The sequence below is a fragment of the Pseudomonas sp. SAS7 genome (assembly GCF_052112345.1).
GTDB lineage: Bacteria > Pseudomonadota > Gammaproteobacteria > Pseudomonadales > Pseudomonadaceae > Aquipseudomonas > Aquipseudomonas putida_Q.
Genome location: NZ_JBEGGO010000011.1, coordinates 1 through 19901 on the forward strand (window position 1 = coordinate 1; position 19901 = coordinate 19901).

Sequence of the window (19901 nt, forward strand, 5' to 3'; positions counted from 1 at the left end):
GGCCGGACCTGGTGTTCGCAATTACCCCTTCAAACACTTCAACTCACTGAAGTCCGTGCGCACCTTGCCCAGCTTTTCTTGCAAGAACCGCCGCTGCTGCTGCGTACTCTGCTGCACCAGGTCCACCAGCAAACTGCGCGCCTGTTGTTCGGTAATTTGAAACGCTGAGCGGTATTCAGGCGTCCACAAACTTTCCTTGCGCTGCAGCAGTGTCGCCAGGCGTGGCTCGAAGCTTGCGTCGTTGCGCTGGTTCATCGCCAGCAACAATTGCTGCTGCCAGTGGGCGCGGTTGGCGATCCATTCGCGGTTCTGGTCGCCCAGCGCTGCGGACCAGGCCTGCACCCGCTGCTTCTGCGCTACCGTCAACTCGCCAAACCACGGGGTCAGGCGTTTCTCCATGCGCTCGCTACGCCGGGCGATCTGCTTGGGCAGCGGGGTATCCACGTATTTTTTCTGCCGTTCGCTGATGTCCTCGCGGAACGCCTCGCGCATTTCCGCCACCTGGCTGTCGCTCATGCCGCGCAACAGTTCGGTGGCCGACGGGGTGATCTCCTCTGCCACCCGGCCAATCGCCTCACGGGCCTCGCGGGTACGTTGCTCCAGCGCCTGGTCGGTCACTTGGCCATCGGCGACCATTCCGCGTACCCGGTCCAGCCAGTCGATGTAGCCGGGCAGCTGGGTCTTGCAATGCCAGGCCAGGTGTTCGCGCAAGCGGTCGTCGAGCAAGGCCTTCTGCTCGCTGTTCATGTCCAGGTAATCGCCCAGCGACCACGGCACCAGGCGGTCCAGGTTGCGGTAGGCCAGGTCGATACGGCTGCAGGAGGCCAGGGCCAGGGCGAAGCCGAGGGTGATAAGCAGGGCTTTGGACAGGCGTGCAGGCATTTGCTGTTCCTTGCAGTGGCGGCCAATCGGTAGAGGTAAGGGTAGCCGCAGGGTTCCATTGCATCGCAGCAATGGCGATTCCCTTCCATCGGCAATCTCACTATTATTGCGACTAATTCTTATCCGCATCGTTACAAGGATGATTGCGTGTACAAGGTCCCGCCTGCACCGCACGATGACATGCACTGCCTGTACCGCGACCACAGCGGCTGGCTGCAAGGCTGGCTGCGCCGGCGCCTGGGCGACCGGGAGCAGGCGGCAGACCTGACCCAGGACACCTTCGTGCGCCTGATCGCCAGCACGGTGGCCCACCCGTTGCGTGAGCCACGCAATTTTCTGGCGACGGTGGCCAAGCGGGTGATGGTCGACCATTTGCGCAGGCGCTCGCTGGAACAGGCCTACCAGGAGGCGTTAGCACTGGAGCCGGAGTTGCTGGAGGTGTCTGCCGAGCAGCGGGTGATCCTGCTGGAAACCTTGTTGCAGCTCGATGCCATGCTGGACGGCCTGAACCACAAAGTGCGCCAGGCGCTGTTTCTGTCGCACCTCGAAGGCCTGAGCTATGCCGAAATCGGCAAGCGCCTGGGGGTGTCTGTAAGTTCGGTGACCAAATACATCGCCAAGGCCACCGAACAGTGCCTGCTGTTCGCGCTGGATGCCGAGCTGTGAGCCCGGCGCAGCAACGCCAGGCGCTGCGCGATGCGGCGCAGTGGCATGCCCGCTTGAGTGCCGGGGCGGACTACCCGGCGCTGTATCAGCGTTGGCAGGCGTGGCACCAGGGCGACCCTGTTCATCAGTGGGCCTGGCAGCGGCTGGAGGCGTTTCACGCCGAGCTGAGCAGCGTGCCGGCGACCATGGCACAGCGAACCTTGGCGATGGAACAACCACTGGCAGGCAGGCGTACCGTGCTCAAGGGCCTGGTGCTGGGCCTTGGCGTGTCGGGCCTGGCCTGGACTGGCTACCGGCAGACGCCGCTGTGGCTGGCCGATGTGCGCACGGCCACGGGCGAGCGGCGTCAGCTGCGGCTGGAAGATGGCACCCAGCTCACCCTGAACACGGCCAGTGCCGTGGACATCCGCTATGACCACCAGCAGCGCCTGATCATCCTGCGCGCCGGGGAAATCATGGTGACCACAGGCAAGGATGCACGACCACTCAGCGTGCGCAGCCAGCAGGGCGAGATGCGCGCGTTGGGTACGCGTTTTGTCGTGCGCCAACTGGACGGGCAGACCGAACTGGATGTGCTGGAACACGCTGTTGCCGTGCGCAACCGGGCAGACGCCGAGCCGCTGCGGGTGGAGGCGGGCCTGAGCCTGCGCTTCGGGGCCGGGCCATTGCCCGCGCCACAGGCGCTCGACCCCAACAGGGACGAGTGGGTGAATGGCCGGCTGGTGATCGACAACTGGCCGCTGGGCAGGGTGTTGGACGAATTGCAGCGTTATCGCCCGGGCTTTATCGAGTGTGCCAAGGAGGTTGCGCACCTGCGCCTTTCGGGGGCCTTCCCGCTGGACGATACCGCGCGAGCGCTGGAGGCGATTGCACAGGCGCTGCCGGTGCGGATCGAAACCCGCACGCGGTTCTGGGTGAGGGTGCGGCCTTTAGCCTGAATCTGGGATTGGGGCTGCGCAGCGGCCCCAATATGGCAGCGGGGGATTTTTAAAATATTTCTCGTTTGCATTGTCGGTTTTCCGGTTTCACACGACCCCTCCTGCAAACCGCCACCACAGGCATTTGAAGGAGCCCCCCATGCACCCCCGTGTTACCCGCCACAGCTACCCCAGAAAACCCCTTGTCGTTGCCATGTTCAGTGCCGCCTTGCTGCTGCAGGCTGGGGTAGTTCATCCACTGACCAGCGCCGGGCAGGCCAGTGCCGCCGAAGCCGCTCGCAGCTATGCCATCGCAGCCGGGCCCCTCGGCGCGGTGCTCAGCCGCTTTGCCAGCGATGCCGGGGTGGTGTTGTCGTTCGAGGCCGAACTGACTCAAGGCAAGCACAGCCCGGGGTTGCTGGGGACATACAGCGTCGAGCAAGGTTTTGCCCGGTTGCTGGCGGGCACTGACCTGCAGATGATGGCCGCGAGCAATGGCAACTACGTGCTGCTGCCTCGCTCGAAGGATGGTGCGCTTGAACTGGGTGCGACCAGTATCAATGCCTCGGGCTTGGGGGCTACGACGGAGGCGACAGGGTCTTATACGACCGGGTTGACCAGCACGGCAACAAAGATGAATTTGTCCATTCGTGAAACGCCGCAGAGCATTAGCGTTGTCACTCGTCAGCGCATGGATGACCAGCAACTGCATACTATGAGTGAAGTGCTGACACAGGCCCCTGGCATCACCATGTCCCAAGACGGTGGCGAGCGCTTCAACATCTATTCACGTGGCAACGTGATCAGCACCTACCAGATTGATGGGGTGACCACGACCCAGGAAAACCAGACGCGCACCACACCCGGAACCTTGCTGGACATGGCCCTGTACGACCACGTGGAAGTCGTGCGTGGCGCTACCGGCCTGATGACTGGTGCAGGCGATCCAAGCGGCGTAGTCAACGTCATTCACAAACGCCCGACGGCGCATTTTCAATCCTACGTGCAGGGCACAATCGGCTCCTGGGACTACAACCGCCTGGAAGCAGATGTCTCCGGTCCGCTGATCGATAGCGGCAAGCTCCGTGGCCGCTTAGTGGCGGCCAAGCAGAACAACAACACCTTCATGGACTGGTACAGCCAGGACAAGAACATTGCCTATGGCGTCATCGAAGCCGATGTCACCGATACCACTCTGGTGCGTTTCGGAGTCGATTATCAGACCTACAAAGCCAACGGCGCCCCTGGCGTGCCTTTGATGTACAACAATGGCCAGCAAACCAACTTCTCGCGCTCGACCAGCGCAGGGGCACGCTGGGCCTATGATGACTATGAAACCTTCAACTACACCATCAACGTCGAACAGCAGCTTGCCAACGATTGGCAGTTGAAAGTGGCCGCTAACTACATGGATGTGGACCGCGACGTCGGCGTCGCGTACTACGCAACCAACAGCCTGACCTCCAGCCTGGATCCGGCAACCAACCGTGCTAACGCCGAGCGCGGTAAATCGTGGGCAGACCAGACGCAAAAAGGCGTGGATGTGACGCTGCAAGGTCCATTCCAAGCGTTTGGCCAGACCCACGAACTGATATTCGGCTACAACTATCAGCAATACGACAATACGCATTTCTCCTACACAGGTGGCACCCAGAGCTTCGACTTCGATACATGGGATAACGAACTGCTGAAACCGGCCAGCTACACGCCACTACTGGACTTCAACATCAACTCACGGCAAAGCGGCTACTTCGCCGCAACACGTCTTAACTTCACCGATGATGTCCACCTGATCCTGGGCGCACGCGCTAGTAACTACGAATACAACTACTACTCGAAAGTGCTCAATAACGCTGCTCTGAACCCCACCATCTATGGCATGCGCGAAAGCGGCGTGGTCACCCCCTATGCCGGCATCGTTTACGACTTGACGCCTGAGCAGTCGGTTTATGTCAGCTACACTGACATTTTCAAACCGCAATCGAACCGGGATATCGACAACAAGCCACTGGATCCCGTGGAAGGCACCAACTACGAGGCCGGCTGGAAAGGTGAGTTCTTCGACCGCCGCCTCAATGCCAATGCTGCGATCTACTACATCAAACGCGACAACCTAGGTGTTGCCACGAGCGAGACGATTCCAGGTACCAACGGCGACATCGCCTATAAAGCGGTCAGCGGCGCAGAAACCAAAGGCGTCGACCTGGAGCTTTCCGGTGAGGTCCTGCCAGGCTGGAACGTACAGTCTAGCTATAGCTGGTCCCGTACAGAGGACTCCGACGGCAACCGCCAGCTGACCCAGTTGCCCACAGACACCTTGCGTTTCTGGACTACCTACCGCCTGCCTGGCGTAGGGGACAAGCTCACCGTCGGCGGTGGGGTCAACTGGAATTCGGGGACGTCACTGTACTTCACACGCTACCAGACTCGGGCAAAACAGGATGACTACTATGTCGCCAGTCTGATGGCACGCTACCAGGTCACTGATCACCTGAGTACCACCCTCAATATCAATAACCTGTTTGACGAAAAGTACTATGCAGGCTTTGCCGGCAACTATGGCCACTACGGCGCACCGCGTAACACCATGCTGAACCTGCGCTACGATTTCTGATCCATCGCCCCAAAAGCTCAAGCACAAAGGGGCAACCGTCCGGAAGCTTTGACACCACCCCGTGTCTGTCTGGAAAATAGCCCCCTTGTCTTGAGGATCATCAGAAATGGCTCTGCTTGGGCGTTACAACAGTTTGCAAATCGTGAAGCACGTGGACTTCGGCCTGTACCTGGACGGCGGCGCCGATGGCGAGATCCTGCTGCCCGGGCGCTACATCCCGAAAAACGCCGAAACCGAGGTGGATGACTGGCTGAACGTATTCATCTACCTGGACAGCGAAGATCAGCTGATCGCCACCACCGAAAAGCCCAAGGTGCAGGTGGGTGAGTTTGCCAGCCTCAAGGTCAAGGACATCAACGGTGCCGGTATCTTCCTGGACTGGGGCCTGCCCAAGGACCTGCTGATGCCGTACTCGGAAGAGGCACGGCAGCTGAAGATCGGCGATTACTGCGTGGTGCACGTCTACCTCGACAAGCGCACCCGCCGCATCACCGCCACATCACGCCTGGACCGTTACCTGGACGTCACCCCGGCCGACTACAAAGTCGGGCAACCGGTTGAGCTGCTGGTGGCCGGCGAAACGCCGATGGGCTTCAAGGCCATCATCAACAACCGCCACTGGGGCCTGATCCACAAGAACGAGGTGTTCAAGTTCCTGCGTTCGGGCATGCACGAGAAGGGCTTCATCAAGGAAGTGCGCCACGACGGCAAGATCGCCCTGAGCCTGCAACCGGTGGGTGCGGCCCTGGCCGACAGCCTGCAGGAGCAGATCATGGCGCGCCTGGAGGCTGAAGGTGGGGTGTTGGCCGTGTGCGACAAGAGCGACCCGGCGCTGATCAGCAAGCTGTTCAACGTGAGCAAGGGCAACTTCAAGAAGGCAATTGGCGCATTGTTCAAGCAGGGCCTGATCGTCATCCATGACGACCGTATCGAAAAGGCCTGACGGCCTTACGGCTGTACGAAGTTGCGGAAGTCCAGCTGCTCGCCACCCGGACGGGTGTCGCGCAGCAGCGAGTCGCGGTCGGCGCTGAGGGCCAGGCTGATGGTGGAGCGGCGCTTGCCGGGCTTGCGCACTTCCATCTGCTCCAGGTGAGCCTTGAGGAAGTTGGTGGGCACCTTCAGGTGCTGCAGCTCATCGCTTTCTGGCGTGTGCAACAGCAGGTTGACCCAGTCGGCCTGGCCCTTGCCCAGCAGCTTCACGGGCACTTCGAACCACCACAGGTTGCGTTTGTTGTCCAGGATGGCGAACAGGGTGTTGCTGCTGTTCAGCACCGGCTTGGCCAATGCTTCGTTGCGCCGGGCGATGGCGGCGGGTTTGTCGAGTTTCATGCAGGTTCCTGCGGGTTGACGCTATGAAGGCCTGCATTGTGAGGGGTGGCACGGGGCGGGGCAAGGTTTGATGAAGACCTTTGCGTTGGGGCTGACGCGGTCAGTGTAGGAGCGGCCTTGTGCCGCGAAAGGGCCGCGGAGCGGCCCCGGCAATATCGGCTTTGTTGCTAGAACCTTGGGGCTGCTTTGCAGCCCTTTCGCGGCACAAGGCCGCTCCTACAACGGCCGTATTAACCGGTGAGGGTCGGTGTTGTTAGCGCCGTACGGGTTGGCTCAACTCGGAGGTTGCCCCATCGGCAGTGGTTACGGTCGCGGTAAAGCTGCGCAACCCGCCGATGTTCTCCAGCACTTGTGCAAACCGCGCTTGCCCCTGCTTGTCACTGTTCACCAGCACCTCCCCGAGGTACTGCTCCGCCTCGCTGCCATCGGCCTCGGCATTGCCAAAGAACTCCACCCGCAGCAGGCTCGACACCGGCCCCTGCACTTCACCGCGCAACACATTGCCTTGCAGCGCAATCAGCCGTGGTGCCTGCTGGTTATGATTGGGCAGCGGCTGGCAAGGCTTGGGCTCGCCGTTGGCATCGCAGATGATCGCCTGGTCTTTCTTCGGCAAGTCGGCGCCCACCCCGCGCGAACCCACATACAGCGCATGGGCCTGCGCCGGCACGCCAAACACGATGGCACCGGTGCGCTGGCCCGGCACGCACGAACCGCCGGCTTCGCAGCGGCGGATATCCTGGCTGTTACCCCAGATGCGGTTGCCGCTCAGGCGCGTGGCGTTAGCATCCGGTTCCGGGCGCAGGGCCACGCCGATGCGGTTGCCGTGGATCAGGTTGCCGTCGAGGATGTTGCCCTCGCCGGTGACGCTGACGCCGATCGAGTTGCCGCTGAACGTGTTGGCCGCCAGGTAGTTGCGCTTGCCCCAGTTGATCTGCAAACCGTCGGAGTAGTTTTCGAAGCGGTTGCGCACCACGCTGTTGTCATTGCCCAACAGAATCTCGATACCCTGAGAGGGCTCAGGGTTGGCCGCAGTAGAGCGGAACAGGTTGTCGGCCACCAGGTTGAATGCCGCGCCGCGGGTCAGCTCCAGGCCGTCGCCATTGTCGATCAGCTGGTTGCGCAGCACCTTGTTGTTGTTCGTGGTGGTGGCGGTGGGGTTACCTGCGCCGTCGTCACCGGTCAGCATGATGCCCGCGCCACCTTTGTTGGCGATGATGCGGTTGTCTTCGATCACGTTGCCACTGGCGCGGTTGACCAGGATGCCGATGCAGAAGTTGCGCACTTCCAGGCCGCTCAGGTGCACGCCCTGGGTGTCGCGTAGCACCAGCCCGGGGTTGGTGGTAGTGCGCACGTTGGTGCCGAACTGGCCGGGCAGGGCGCCGGGGCAGGTGCGTACGCCCTGGTCCTTGATGTAGGCCGAACCGTCGATGGCGATGTATTGGCCATCGCGTGCCCAAGGCAGGCCGGTGATGCGCACCGGGCCCTTGATTTCCGGCAGCGCACGGCTGGGGCGGATCACGTAGGGCGGCTGGCCGACGGCGGCAATGTCGATGCTGTAGTGGCCAGGGTTCTGGTTACTGGTTTCGATGGCCCAGCGCAGCGAGCCGGGCTGGTCGTCGTCGGCGTAGTGCTCGACACGCAGGGTTTCGGGGTTGGCCGGTGCGGCGGCCAGGGCGGGCAGGGGGAGCAGTGGCAGCAAGGCCACCAGCGCAGGCATCAGACGCATGGGTGCGGGTATCCGGAAAACATTGTTTTTATCGAGTGTCAGCCTGCTCTGGGCGGACGTTTGCGGGGATTCTAGGGCAGCTGCGTGAACTGCGTAGGTGCGCCGGGGTGATTTGGTGCGGTATTCGCCCGCAGTTTTACCGCTCGGCTTGTGGCTGGAAAATCCGTTGAAACTCCCGGCGAGGGTGGTGGGTCCACCTTCTGTCGACACGGTTCACGTGTCTCCATTTGCAGGAGTTTTGCCATGAGCGGTACTAAAGACAAAGCGAAAGGTCTGGCCAACGAAGCAATCGGCAACGTGAAACAGGGTGTTGGCAAGGTGACCGACAACGACAAGCTGCGCGCAGAAGGCAAGGCGCAGGAGTTGAAAGGCGAGGCGCAGCAGGTCAAGGGCGATGTAAAGGATGCAGTGAAGAAGCCTTGATTTGAGGCAACCTGTATCGGCCTCTTCGCGGGCACGCTCGCGAAGAGGCCGATACAGGCTTACACAATTTTTGATGCATTGGCCGGGAGCAGCACAGCAGCGGTATGGTCTATTAGACTTGTCTGTTGAATCGATCGAGCGGCGAAAGGAGACGCTATGATTTTTTCCGCCCTGCAGGGCCTGCCCTTGCACCGCGTGCTGGTTCGTACCATCAAGGAATTTCTTGATGACGAGATGTCCACCTACGCCTCCGCGCTGGCCTACCAGGCGCTGTTTTCGCTATTCCCTTTTCTGCTGTTCCTGATTGCCCTGATTGGTTTCCTGCATTTGCCGGACTTCTTTTCGTGGCTGCGCCTGCAATCGGAACTGGTGCTGCCACCTCAGGCGCTGGAGCAGGTCAACCCGGTGATTGACCAATTGCAGCAGTCCAAGGGCGGGCTGTTGTCGGTGGGTATCGTGATCGCCTTGTGGACCGCGTCGGCTGGCGTGCGCCTGATGATGAGCGCGATGAACGCTGCTTACGATGTGCCCGAAGGCCGCCCGGTATGGAAGCGTATCCCGCTTTCCATTTTCTACACTATCGGCCTGGCTGGCATGCTGCTGGCGGCTGCAGCACTGATGGTGCTGGGCCCGCAGGTGATGGAATGGATCGCCGCCCAGATCGGCATGCAGGAGTTCATCGTCACGCTTTGGACCATTCTGCGCTGGCCGGTGATCATCATATTGCTGATGGTGGCGGTGGCCCTGATCTACTACGTGATGCCTGACGTGAAACAGAAGTTTCGCTTCATCACGCCCGGCTCGGTACTGGCAGTGGTGGTGTGGATCGTGGCGTCACTGGGCTTTGCCTACTACGTGAAAACCTTTGCCGACTACAACGCCATGTACGGCAGCATTGGTGCAATCATCGTGCTGTTGCTGTATTTCTATATTTCCGCTGCCGTGTTGCTGCTGGGCGCGGAGATGAATGCGGTGATCGAGCACATGTCGAGCGAGGGCAAGAACCCTGGCGAGAAGGATTTCGAAGGGCACAAGGCCCCGGAAACCATCACCGTGCTGGGCCATGAACACCCGCAACCGAGCCAGCACCAACCTTCCGAGCCGAACCCCAGATGATCCGTGACATTCTCAAGATGGGCGACGAACGCCTGCTGCGCATCGCCCCGCCAGTGCCCGAGCACATGCTCGGCACTGCCGAACTGCAGCAACTGATCGACGACATGTTCGAAACCATGCGCCATGTGGGCGGCGTGGGCCTGGCCGCGCCACAGATTGGTATCGACCTGCAGTTGGTTATTTTCGGTTTCGAGCGCAGCGAGCGCTACCCGGATGCCGAAGCGGTGCCGCAGACCATTTTGATCAACCCGGTCATCACGCCCACGTCCACTGAACTGGAGGACGGCTGGGAAGGTTGCCTGTCGGTACCGGGCCTGCGGGGTGTGGTGCCACGCTTCAAGCATATCTGCTACGAAGGGGTCGACCCCCAGGGCAACCCGATCAACCGCTTTGCCGACGGCTTCCATGCCCGGGTGGTGCAGCACGAGTGCGACCACCTGATCGGCCGGCTGTACCCGTCGCGTATCCAGGACTTTGCCAAGTTCGGCTACACCGAGGTGCTGTTCCCCGGGCTTGAGGTCAGCGACGACTGACCCCGCTGCAGGGCCACCAGGCGTTTGCTGCGCTGGTAGCGCTGCAGGCGGCTGGCCAGGGTTTCGGGCAGTTGCCCGGCCATGTGGAAACCCAGATGCTCATAGAACGGCACCAGGTCCGGGTGGCAGAACAGCCAGGTCGGCCCCCTTGCCTGTTTCAGCGCCGCCTCGATCAATTGCCCAGCCACCCCTTGGCCGCGCTGCTGCGGGTCGACAAACAGCCCCGTCAGCCATAAGCCTTCGCCCACCGCGCTCAGGCTCAAACCCGCAACGATGCCTGGGGCGCGCGCCACCCACAGTTCAGCGTCGCTTGCAGCACGCATACGCGAGCCGTGGTGGCGGTAAAAGTGGTCCAGCAGCCGGCGTTCTGTGGCCGAGAGTGTCGAGCAGTGAATATTTTTTAATGAGATGGCGGGTCCTGCCCTGAAAGCTGGCCAAAGGCTCTGGCCTGAGATGTTGCGGCCGATTTGACGCAGATTGTTGCAAATCCGGCAAGGGTGAATATCCGACTTCAGGGTTCAACTATTGCGAACCGGGAGTAGAATTTTACTCATCCCCCCTGGCAGTACGAAGCGGGATCGGTACTTCGTGCCATCTTCACCGTAGATGGCAACTTCTCCGCGCCATTGACGGCATTAGAAGTCAATCGATCAGCTTGAATGCTCAAAAGGCACACTCACATGAAACCATTACTGATTCTTGCATTGGTCGGTATGTCCTCGTTCGCCCTTGCCGACGAGGCCCAACCTGTCTCCAGCCAGCCTGTGGCCCAGCAGTACGACTACACCATGAACCTGGACATCAAACGGGTGATCAACCTCTCGACCATCCCCAATGTCTGCGAAGTGGTACCTGCGACCATGACCTACGAAGACCACCAGGGCCAGGTGCATACCATCCAGTACCGGGCCATGGGTGAAGGTTGTCAGCAGGGTTGATCGGGGCAATGACTGATGGCCCCATCGCCGGCAAGCCAGCTCCCACAGGTACTGCACAGGCCTCGGGCTTTGTGTAATCACTGTGGGAGCTGCCTTGCCGGCGATAGGGTCATCAGAAATATCGCTACTCAAGCAATGAAATATTCTGAATGAATGTCGAGACAGATGTGCTATCGCGGTTTGATAGCATTCTTGTGAATACTCGCGAGAGTCAGGACATGAGTTGCATGCGCTACAAAGGCTACGCCGCTCGTATCGAGTACGACGAGCGTGATGACATCTTCGTCGGCCGTGTGCTCGGTATGCGAGACATCATCAGTTTTCACGCAAGGTCGGTGCCCGAATTGCATGAAGCGTTCCGCGATGCACTGGAGGATTACCTGGCCGATTGTGCAGAGCAGGGCATTACTCCGGAGAAGCCTGCTTCGGGTAAGGTCATGCTGAGAATTCGGCCTGAGGTTCATGCTGCGGCGAGTGTCGCTGCCCGTGCTGCCGGTAAAAGCCTGAATCAGTGGGCTGATGAGGTATTTGAACAAGCCGCGATGGCCTGAGCCACGCTGCTCTAACGCAGCGCATAGGTAATATCCCGCCGTCACTGAACAGAATAGTTTCCAAGGCCTGTCGATTCCTCCGTTCTCCGTTCGACCATAGGTGAAGGCACGCCGCACTGCGTGTCAAAACCTATGTACTGTCGGAGAAACCCTCGATGAGCACCGCAGCCGAAACCGAGATTCGCCAACTGGTCGAGCGCTGGATGCAGGCCGTGCGCGATCGCGACATCCCCAACATCACCGCCCCCTATGCCGATGACATCGTCGCCTTCGATGCCATCCAGGCCCTGCAATTCAAAGGCAAGGCCGCCTACACGGCGCACTGGGAAATGTGCATGGGCATGTGCACCGGCCCCATGGTCTTCGAACTGGCCGAACTCACCGTACATGCCGATGGCGATTTGGCCCTGGCCCACTGGCTGAACCGCTGCGGCCCGGGTGACGACGAAAGCCAGTGCGGCTTCATGCGCGCCACCGTGGGCTATCGTCGGAAAGGAGACCAGTGGCAGGTGATCCACGAGCACTGGTCGGCGCCTTTCGACATGGAAACGCAAAAAGCCCTGTTCGATCTCAAGCCCTGAGCCGTTATCGCCAAACGCACTTTGCCGATGCCCTGGAGGCCACCATGAAATACCTGTGCCTGGTCTATTGTGACGAGGGGCTGTTGCACAGCCTGCCCGACAGCCCGGAAGACGCCGAATGCATGGCCTACGCCGAAGCCGTGCATGGCTCGGGGCGAATGCTGGCGGCCGAGGCGCTCAAGCCTGTGCAAACCGCCACCACGGTGCGGGTGCGTAACGGGCACATGAGCCTGACCGACGGCCCGTTTGCCGAAACCAAGGAGCAACTCGCCGGCTTCTATCTGGTGGAAGCCCGCGACCTGAACGAAGCGCTGAACATCGCCAAGGGCATCCCGGCGGCACGGGTCGGCAGTGTCGAGGTGCGACCAGTGCGCGAACTGCAACCCTGACAGCTACGGAGAACCATCAGCATGAGCCTTGCACACCCCGCGCAAGCACAACACGAGTTGTCCATCAGCCGCCTGATCGACGCACCTCCGGCCAAGGTGTTTCGCGCCTGGACCGAACCCCGGTGGCTGATGCAGTGGTGGGGGCCGCACGGCATGACCACCCCGGAGTGCGAGATGCAGTTGTGGGCTGGGGGTGTATTCCGCACCCTGATGCGGGCGCCGGATGGTAGTGAATACCCCACCCAGGGCGTGTTTCTGGAAATTGCCGCGCCGCGCCGGCTAGTGTTCACCGATGCCTTTGGCCCCGGTTGGGTGCCGTCGGACAAGGCCTTCATGACCGCCGTCATCAGCTTTGACGAGGAACAGGGCAAAACCCGCTACACCGCCCGCGCCTGGCACTGGAATGCCGCTGACAGCCGGGCCCATGAAGAAATGGGCTTCTATCAGGGCTGGGGCGAAAGCCTGGACCGCCTGGTGGAGGTGGTGACCCAGCGGATGCCCGACTGATGACGGCACTGGCGCAGGTGCGTGCCGAAGTCGAGGCGGTGTACCGGCGGGAGTCGCGACGCATCCTGGCGACGTTGATCCGCCTGCTGGGTGATTTCGACCTGGCCGAGGAGGCCATGCATGATGCCTTCTTCATCGCCGTCGAGCGTTGGCAGCGCGATGGTATCCCCGATAGCCCACGGGCCTGGCTGGTTTCCACCGGGCGCTTCAAGGCCATCGATGCGCGGCGCCGACGCGCCCGTTTCGACCGCTCTCAGGCAGACCTGAGCATGCTGCTCGACGGCCAGGCACACGACCCCAGTGAAGAAGAGTTGTTGGCGGATGACCGCTTGCGGCTGATCTTCACCTGCTGCCACCCGGCGCTGTCGGCCGATGCCCAGGTGCCGCTGACCCTGCGCGCAGTCTGCGACCTGACCACCGAGCAGATCGCCCGCGCCTTCCTGCAAAGCCCGGCCACCATCGCCCAGCGCATCGTGCGCGCCAAAGCCAAGATCCGCGATGCCGGCATCCCGTACCAGGTACCAGAGTTGGGCGAACTGCCCGAGCGCCTGGAGAGCGTGTTACGGGTGATCTACCTGGTGTTCAACGAAGGCTATTCGGCGTCATCGGGCGAGTCACTGCTGCAGCAGGAACTGAGCGATGAAGCCATTCGCCTGGCGCGGCTGCTGGTGCAATTGTTGCCTGATGCGGAGGCGATCGGCCTGCTGGCCTTGATGCTGCTGCAGGCGTCCCGGCAGCAGGCGCGAACCGATGCCCAGGGCAACCTGGTGGTGCTGGAACAGCAGGACCGCAGCCTGTGGGACCGGCAACGTATTGACGAGGGCTGCGAGCTGGTGCGCCTGGCCCTGCAAAGCCGGGCGTTCGGTGCCTATACGGTGCAGGCGGCGATTGCCGCGGTGCACGCAGGAGCGGCAACGGCAGAAGAGACGGACTGGGCGGAGATCGTCGGGCTGTATGACGTGTTGCAGCGGCATTGGCCCTCAGCGGTGGTGGAACTGAACCGGGCTGTGGCACTGGCGAAGCGGGACGGGCCGGAAGTTGGCCTGCGGGAGGTCGAAGGGATTCTGGCGCGGGGTGAACTGCTGGACTATCACCTGGCGCATGCGGCGCGGGCCGAGCTGCATTATCAGCTGGGGCAGGTGGAGGAGGCGCGTGCGGCGTGGCGACAGGCGCTGGCGCTGACCAGGCAGGCGCCGGAGCGGCGGCATATCGAGCAGCGGCTGAAAGTCATCGAGTGATGTTGGCTGCGCTGGCCTCTTCGCGGGTAAACCCGCTCCCACATGATCAGCACAGATTGAGCATTGTGCTGTACCTGTGGGAGCGGGTTTACCCGCGAAGAGGCCGGTGCGATCTACATCAATCTTCAGCTGGCGACGAAATTCGGCGGCGACACCAGCTCGACTGTCTGCTGCTTGCGCGGCGCCAGGATCTCGGCCTCACCCTGCACCACCAGCTCATCGTTCTGGTTGTACACATTGGTGGCGATGCGCACCTTGAACTTGGGCAGCTTCTCGAGAATCTCCAGGCGCACGGTCAGGGTGTCGCCAATTTTTACCGGTTTCTGGAAGCTCATCTGCTGGCCCAGGTAGATGGTGCCAGGGCCTGGCAAAGTGCAGGCCACTGCAGCACTGATCAGCGCGCCGCTGAACATGCCATGGGCAATACGCTCGCGGAACATGCTCTTGGCGGCAAACTCGGCATCCAGGTGAACCGGGTTGTGGTCACCGGACATCGCAGCGAACAGCTGGATGTCGCGTTCTTCAACGGACTTCTTGTACTCGGCCGTCTGGCCAACTTCGAGGGCTTCGTAAGGCGTGTTGGTGACCTGGGACATCGGTGCTTCCTTAAGCGTTGGGCGAGGGCGGCTATCATTCACTGCGCACGGGGCGGCCAAGGGCCAGCGCCTGTTCAAGCCAGCCGAGAATATCGGCGGTGACCTCGTCACGGTTGGTTTCGTTGAGTACTTCGTGCCGCGCCTCAGGATAGACGCGCAGCTGTACATGTCGATTGCCGGTCGCGCGCAGAGCGTCGGCCAGATGGGTGAGACGCTTGCCGGCACTGACCGGATCACATTCACCACCGATTACCAGCATGGGCAGGTTCGGATCGATTTGCGCGAGGTTACCCGGCTGGCTGATTTGCGCCAAGCCTTGCAGCAGGTCGAGCCACAGCTGGTTGCTGCAGCGAAAGCCGCACAACGGGTCGTTGACGTACAAGTCGACCTCGGCTGGGTCGCGGCTAAGCCAGTCGAACGCCGTGCGGTTGGGCTTGAACGCTTTGTTGAATGAACCGAACGACAACCATTCTATCAGCGCACTCTTGCCTTGCGGCCCCTGGCGCCAGGCCTCCAGCCTGGCAATCAGCCGCGCCACGCGGTACAGCGCCGCCGGTTGGTAGTTGGAGCCACTGAGAATCGCCCCGTGCAGGCTGGCGCTGTGGTGCAGCAGGTACGCCTGGGCGATGTAGCTGCCCATGCTGTGGCCGAACAGAAACAACGGTGTGCCCGGGTACTGCTGGCCGATGTGCTGGGCCAGCAGCCCAAGGTCGTTGACTACGGCATTCCAGCCATGATGGCGGGCGAACAGGCCGAGGCTGCCCAGCTCGGCGGTGCGCCCGTGGCCGCGCTGGTCGGCAGCGAACAGGGCAAAGCCCGCCTCGCTAAGGGCATGGCCCAGGCGCTGGTAGCGCCCGGCATGCTCGGCCATGCCATGGGCCAGCAGCACCACGGCCTTTACCGGTGTGGCCGGCAGCCATTGGTGCACGTGCAGGCTGCAGTGCTCGCTGGCGGGTAGCCAGAAGGCGTCGTGGGGCATGGCGGGTCCTTGTGCGCGCGGGTACCCGAACAGTGTATGCACAACCGGCCGGATTGCAGGAAGGGCACAAATAAGATTCACAATGTTAATGGCGGCACTTGGCGTATATGCCGCCTTGGGCTTACCTGCTAACGTCGGATCAACGCCTTTTCGCCAGCAGGCGATCAGGTAAAGGACTAAAGGACGCAGTGCAGGTCCAGGCAGAGGAACAATAATAAATGCAAGCCGACTTCTGGAATGACAAGCGCCCGGCGGGCGTGCCTTCCACCATCGACATCAATGCCTACACCTCGGTCGTCGAGGTGTTCGAGCGCTCCTGCAAGCGCTTCGCCGACCGCCCGGCGTTCAGCAACCTGGGCGTGACCCTGACCTACGCGGAGCTGGAGCGCCATTCGGCAGCCTTTGCTGCCTGGTTGCAGCAGCACACCGACCTCAAGCCGGGCGACCGCATCGCGGTGCAGATGCCCAACGTGCTGCAATACCCGATCGCCGTCTTTGGAGCCATGCGCGCCGGCTTGATCGTGGTCAACACCAACCCGCTGTACACCGAGCGCGAAATGCGCCACCAGTTCAAGGACAGTGGCGCACGTGCGCTGGTGTACCTGAACATGTTCGGCAAGCGTGTGCAGGAGGTGCTGCCCGATACCGGCATCGAGTACCTGATCGAGGCGAAGATGGGCGACCTGTTGCCCGCCGCCAAGGGCTGGCTGATCAACACCGTGGTCGACAAGCTGAAGAAGATGGTACCGGCCTACCAGCTGCCTCAGGCGATAGCGTTCAAGCAGGTGCTGCGCCAGGGCCGCGAGCAGTCGCCCAAACCGGTGCCGTTGAGCCTGGACGACATTGCCGTGCTGCAGTACACCGGCGGCACCACCGGCCTGGCCAAGGGCGCCATGCTCACCCACGGCAACCTGGTGGCCAACATGTTGCAGGTGCTCGCCTGCTTCTCGCAGCACGGCCCCGACGGGCAGAAGCTGCTCAAGGACGGCCAGGAGGTGATGATCGCGCCCCTGCCGCTGTACCACATCTATGCCTTTACCGCGAACTGCATGTGCATGATGGTCACCGGTAACCACAACGTGCTGATCACCAACCCACGGGACATCCCTGGCTTCATCAAGGAGCTGGGCAAGTGGCGTTTCTCCGCGCTGTTAGGGCTGAACACACTGTTTGTCGCGCTGATGGACCATCCCGGTTTCCGCCAGCTGGATTTCTCGGCGCTGAAGGTCACCAACTCCGGCGGCACGGCGCTGGTCAAGGCCACTGCCGAACGCTGGGAGGCCCTTACCGGGTGCCGCATTGTCGAAGGCTACGGCCTGACAGAAACTTCGCCGGTGGCCAGCACCAACCCCTATGGCCAGCTGGCGCGCCTGGGTACGGTGGGCATCCCGGTGGCGGGTACCGCGTTCAAGGTGATCGACGATGACGGCAACGAATTGCCGCTGGGCGAGCGGGGCGAGTTGTGCATCAAGGGCCCGCAGGTGATGAAGGGTTACTGGCAGCAGCCTGAGGCCACTGCTCAAGCACTGGATGCGGACGGCTGGTTCAAGACCGGGGATATCGCGGTGATCGACCCGGACGGCTTCACCCGCATTGTCGACCGCAAGAAGGACATGATCATCGTCTCGGGCTTCAACGTGTACCCCAACGAGATCGAGGACGTGGTGATGGGCCACCCCAAGGTTGCCAACTGTGCCGCTATCGGCGTGCCGGACGAGCGCTCCGGCGAGGCCGTGAAGCTGTTCGTGGTGCCGCGCGAGGGCGGGGTTAGCGTGGATGAGCTCAAGGCCTATTGCAAAGCCAACTTCACCGGCTACAAGGTACCCAAACACATCGTGCTGCGTGATTCGTTGCCGATGACGCCGGTGGGCAAGATCCTGCGGCGGGAGCTGCGCGATATAGCGTGATACCGGGATGGCTTCGCGGGCTTGCCCGCGAATGCTTCAAAACCGCTCTAACAGGAGGATTACAGCCTGATCTGCGACATTTTGGTTAAAAACTCTAAAAATGACCTGTATTGTTCATTGAGTCATTTTTGTGACTGCAAGGCCTGTTTTGGCCTCTAGGCGACCCCAGGCAAAGCTGTTACTCTCGGCCCGCTTTCAGACGATCCGGTTTGCAACGAACCGCCGTCTCATATCAATAATAAGCGCATCGACGCGCCAATCGAACTTCGCTGTTGCTGAAGGAGTGGGCTTCCATGATCGAAAATTTTTGGAAGGATAAGTACCCAGCCGGGGTTACGGCGGAAATCAATCCTGACGAATTCCCCAATATCCAGGCAGTACTCAAGCAATCCTGCCAACGCTTTGCCGACAAACCGGCCTTTAGCAACCTGGGCAAGACTATCACTTATGGCGAGCTGTATGCGCTGTCGGGGGCGTTTGCCGCCTGGCTGCAGCAGCATACCGACCTCAAGCCCGGTGACCGCATTGCCGTGCAACTGCCCAATGTCCTGCAATACCCGGTCGCGGTCTTCGGCGCCATGCGTGCCGGGCTGATCGTGGTCAACACCAACCCGCTGTATACCGCGCGGGAGATGGAACACCAGTTCAACGACTCCGGCGCCAAGGCCCTGGTGTGCCTGGCCAACATGGCCCACCTGGCCGAAAAGGTGGTACCCAAGACCCAGGTCAAACATGTCATCGTCACCGAAGTGGCCGACCTGCTGCCGCCGCTCAAGCGCCTGCTGATCAACAGCGTGATCAAGTACGTGAAAAAGATGGTGCCGGCCTACAGCCTGCCGCAGGCCGTGCGCTTCAACGATGCCCTGGCCTTGGGCAAGGGCCAGCCGGTGACCGAGGCCAACCCGCAGGCCAACGACGTGGCCGTGCTGCAGTACACCGGTGGCACCACCGGCGTGGCCAAGGGTGCCATGCTGACCCACCGCAACCTGGTGGCCAACATGCTGCAGTGCCGGGCGCTGATGGGCGCTAACCTGCACGAAGGCTGCGAAATCCTCATCACCCCGCTGCCGCTGTACCATATCTACGCCTTTACCTTCCATTGCATGGCGATGATGCTGATCGGCAACCACAACGTGCTGATCAGCAACCCGCGTGACCTGCCGGCCATGGTCAAGGAACTGGGCAAGTGGAAGTTCAGCGGCTTTGTCGGCCTCAACACCCTGTTCGTTGCCCTGTGCAACAACGAGGCGTTCCGTGCCTTGGACTTCTCGGCGCTGAAAATCACCCTGTCGGGCGGCATGGCCTTGCAACTGAGCGTGGCAGAGCGCTGGAAGGCCGTTACCGGCTGTGCCATCTGCGAAGGCTACGGCATGACCGAAACCAGCCCGGTGGCGGCGGTGAACCCGGCAGAAGCCAACCAGGTGGGTACCATTGGCATTCCGGTGCCGTCGACCTTGTGCAAGATCATCGATGACGCTGGCAACGAGCTACCGTTGGGCGAGGTGGGCGAGCTGTGCGTCAAGGGCCCGCAGGTGATGAAGGGCTACTGGCAGCGCGAAGATGCCACCGCCGAGATCCTCGACAGCGAAGGCTGGCTGAAGACCGGTGATATCGCCCTGATCCAGGCCGACGGTTACATGCGCATCGTCGACCGCAAGAAGGACATGATCCTGGTCTCGGGCTTCAACGTGTACCCCAACGAGCTGGAAGACGTGTTGGCGGCCTTGCCAGGCGTGCTGCAGTGTGCAGCCATTGGTGTGCCGGACGAGAAGTCGGGTGAAGTGATCAAGGTGTTCATCGTGGTCAAGCCGGGCATGACCGTGACCAAGGAGCAGGTGATGGAGCACATGCGTGCCAACGTTACCGGCTACAAGGTGCCGCGTCTTATCGAGTTCCGCGATTCGCTGCCGACCACCAACGTGGGCAAGATCCTGCGCCGCGAGCTGCGCGATGAAGAGCTCAAGAAGCAAGGCTTGAAGAAGATCGCCTGACGCCCCGCCAGCGCGGTC

At 61.5% G+C, this 19901-nt stretch carries 21 protein-coding genes; 15 read left to right on the forward strand and 6 right to left on the reverse strand.

Translation table 11 applies throughout. The annotated features are described in order from the left end of the window. Positions 1-21 precede the first annotated feature (21 nt). A complete protein-coding gene (locus tag ABI582_RS18135; RefSeq protein ID WP_442119866.1) occupies positions 22-882 on the reverse strand; it encodes a DUF6279 family lipoprotein in 861 nt (286 codons plus the stop codon). 147 nt (positions 883-1029) lie between these two features. Between ABI582_RS18135 and ABI582_RS18140 the strand changes: the two genes are divergently transcribed. From ABI582_RS18140 to ABI582_RS18155, 4 genes are all read left to right on the forward strand, one after another. Continuing rightward, positions 1030-1548: a sigma-70 family RNA polymerase sigma factor gene (locus tag ABI582_RS18140; RefSeq protein ID WP_442119867.1), complete on the forward strand. Its 519-nt coding sequence runs from the start codon at positions 1030-1032 to the stop codon at positions 1546-1548. Beyond that, positions 1545-2486: a FecR domain-containing protein gene (locus ABI582_RS18145; protein ID WP_442119868.1), complete on the forward strand. Its 942-nt coding sequence runs from the start codon at positions 1545-1547 to the stop codon at positions 2484-2486. Before ABI582_RS18140 ends, ABI582_RS18145 begins: the two co-directional genes overlap by 4 nt. Before the next feature lie 139 nt (positions 2487-2625). Next, positions 2626-5079, forward strand: coding sequence for a TonB-dependent siderophore receptor (locus ABI582_RS18150; RefSeq protein ID WP_442119869.1), 2454 nt, complete (start codon positions 2626-2628; stop codon positions 5077-5079). A 106-nt stretch (positions 5080-5185) separates the two neighbouring features. Continuing rightward, the gene (locus ABI582_RS18155) at positions 5186-6022 is read left to right on the forward strand and encodes a CvfB family protein (protein WP_019471035.1); all 837 of its coding nucleotides are present in this window, start codon (positions 5186-5188) and stop codon (positions 6020-6022) included. A gap of 5 nt (positions 6023-6027) precedes the next feature. Here ABI582_RS18155 and ABI582_RS18160 read toward each other — a convergent pair whose 3' ends face one another. Next, on the reverse strand, positions 6028-6408 hold the full coding sequence (locus ABI582_RS18160; RefSeq protein WP_016498414.1) for a hypothetical protein: 381 nt from the start codon (positions 6406-6408) through the stop codon (positions 6028-6030). 253 nt (positions 6409-6661) lie between these two features. Then, entirely contained in the window at positions 6662-8134 is a 1473-nt protein-coding gene (locus tag ABI582_RS18165; RefSeq protein WP_442119870.1) for a right-handed parallel beta-helix repeat-containing protein, read from the reverse strand. A gap of 243 nt (positions 8135-8377) precedes the next feature. Here ABI582_RS18165 and ABI582_RS18170 point away from each other — a divergent pair, with 243 nt between their 5' ends. From ABI582_RS18170 to def, 3 genes are all read left to right on the forward strand, one after another. Next, positions 8378-8557, forward strand: a complete 180-nt coding sequence (locus tag ABI582_RS18170) for a CsbD family protein (protein ID WP_016498416.1) — start codon at positions 8378-8380, stop codon at positions 8555-8557. A 156-nt stretch (positions 8558-8713) separates the two neighbouring features. Beyond that, on the forward strand, positions 8714-9673 hold the full coding sequence (locus ABI582_RS18175) for a YihY/virulence factor BrkB family protein (protein ID WP_019471038.1): 960 nt from the start codon (positions 8714-8716) through the stop codon (positions 9671-9673). Next, positions 9670-10206, forward strand: a complete 537-nt coding sequence (gene def, locus ABI582_RS18180; RefSeq protein ID WP_019471039.1) for a peptide deformylase — start codon at positions 9670-9672, stop codon at positions 10204-10206. The genes ABI582_RS18175 and def overlap by 4 nt, the downstream gene beginning before the upstream one ends. Here def and ABI582_RS18185 read toward each other — a convergent pair. Continuing rightward, complete coding sequence (locus ABI582_RS18185) at positions 10161-10529, reverse strand: GNAT family N-acetyltransferase (RefSeq protein ID WP_442119871.1); 369 nt, start codon at positions 10527-10529, stop codon at positions 10161-10163. The genes def and ABI582_RS18185 overlap by 46 nt on opposite strands. A 357-nt stretch (positions 10530-10886) precedes the next feature. On the opposite strand from ABI582_RS18185, the gene ABI582_RS18190 reads away from it, so the two are divergent. The 6 genes from ABI582_RS18190 to ABI582_RS18215 all read left to right on the forward strand — a co-directional run bounded on the left by ABI582_RS18190 (position 10887) and on the right by ABI582_RS18215 (position 14410). Further along, positions 10887-11144, forward strand: coding sequence for a DUF2790 domain-containing protein (locus ABI582_RS18190; RefSeq protein ID WP_063427321.1), 258 nt, complete (start codon positions 10887-10889; stop codon positions 11142-11144). 218 nt (positions 11145-11362) lie between these two features. Next, positions 11363-11695 carry a type II toxin-antitoxin system HicB family antitoxin gene (locus ABI582_RS18195; protein WP_016498421.1) on the forward strand — a complete coding sequence of 111 codons (333 nt, stop codon included), beginning with the start codon at positions 11363-11365 and terminating at the stop codon, positions 11693-11695. A gap of 155 nt (positions 11696-11850) precedes the next feature. Beyond that, positions 11851-12276: a YybH family protein gene (locus ABI582_RS18200; RefSeq protein ID WP_442119872.1), complete on the forward strand. Its 426-nt coding sequence runs from the start codon at positions 11851-11853 to the stop codon at positions 12274-12276. Between the two features lie 44 nt (positions 12277-12320). Then, positions 12321-12665, forward strand: a complete 345-nt coding sequence (locus tag ABI582_RS18205) for a YciI family protein (RefSeq protein WP_016498423.1) — start codon at positions 12321-12323, stop codon at positions 12663-12665. Positions 12666-12686: 21 nt separating this feature from the next. Further along, positions 12687-13172 (forward strand): SRPBCC family protein, encoded by a 486-nt coding sequence (locus ABI582_RS18210; protein ID WP_442119873.1) that lies wholly within the window; start codon positions 12687-12689, stop codon positions 13170-13172. Further along, on the forward strand, positions 13172-14410 hold the full coding sequence (locus ABI582_RS18215) for an RNA polymerase sigma factor (protein WP_442119874.1): 1239 nt from the start codon (positions 13172-13174) through the stop codon (positions 14408-14410). The genes ABI582_RS18210 and ABI582_RS18215 overlap by 1 nt, the downstream gene beginning before the upstream one ends. 125 nt (positions 14411-14535) lie before the next feature. Here ABI582_RS18215 and ABI582_RS18220 read toward each other — a convergent pair whose 3' ends face one another. Together ABI582_RS18220 and ABI582_RS18225 are read right to left on the reverse strand one after the other, a co-directional pair. Beyond that, complete coding sequence (locus tag ABI582_RS18220; RefSeq protein ID WP_016488563.1) at positions 14536-15006, reverse strand: MaoC family dehydratase; 471 nt, start codon at positions 15004-15006, stop codon at positions 14536-14538. A 34-nt stretch (positions 15007-15040) separates the two neighbouring features. Then, on the reverse strand, positions 15041-15985 hold the full coding sequence (locus tag ABI582_RS18225; RefSeq protein ID WP_338744852.1) for an alpha/beta hydrolase: 945 nt from the start codon (positions 15983-15985) through the stop codon (positions 15041-15043). Positions 15986-16203: 218 nt separating this feature from the next. On the opposite strand from ABI582_RS18225, the gene fadD2 reads away from it, so the two are divergent. Continuing rightward, positions 16204-17892 carry a long-chain-fatty-acid--CoA ligase FadD2 gene (fadD2, locus tag ABI582_RS18230; protein ID WP_353455837.1) on the forward strand — a complete coding sequence of 563 codons (1689 nt, stop codon included), beginning with the start codon at positions 16204-16206 and terminating at the stop codon, positions 17890-17892. A 293-nt stretch (positions 17893-18185) separates the two neighbouring features. Continuing rightward, positions 18186-19883, forward strand: a complete 1698-nt coding sequence (gene fadD1 / locus ABI582_RS18235) for a long-chain-fatty-acid--CoA ligase FadD1 (protein ID WP_442119875.1) — start codon at positions 18186-18188, stop codon at positions 19881-19883. Positions 19884-19901 lie beyond the last annotated feature (18 nt).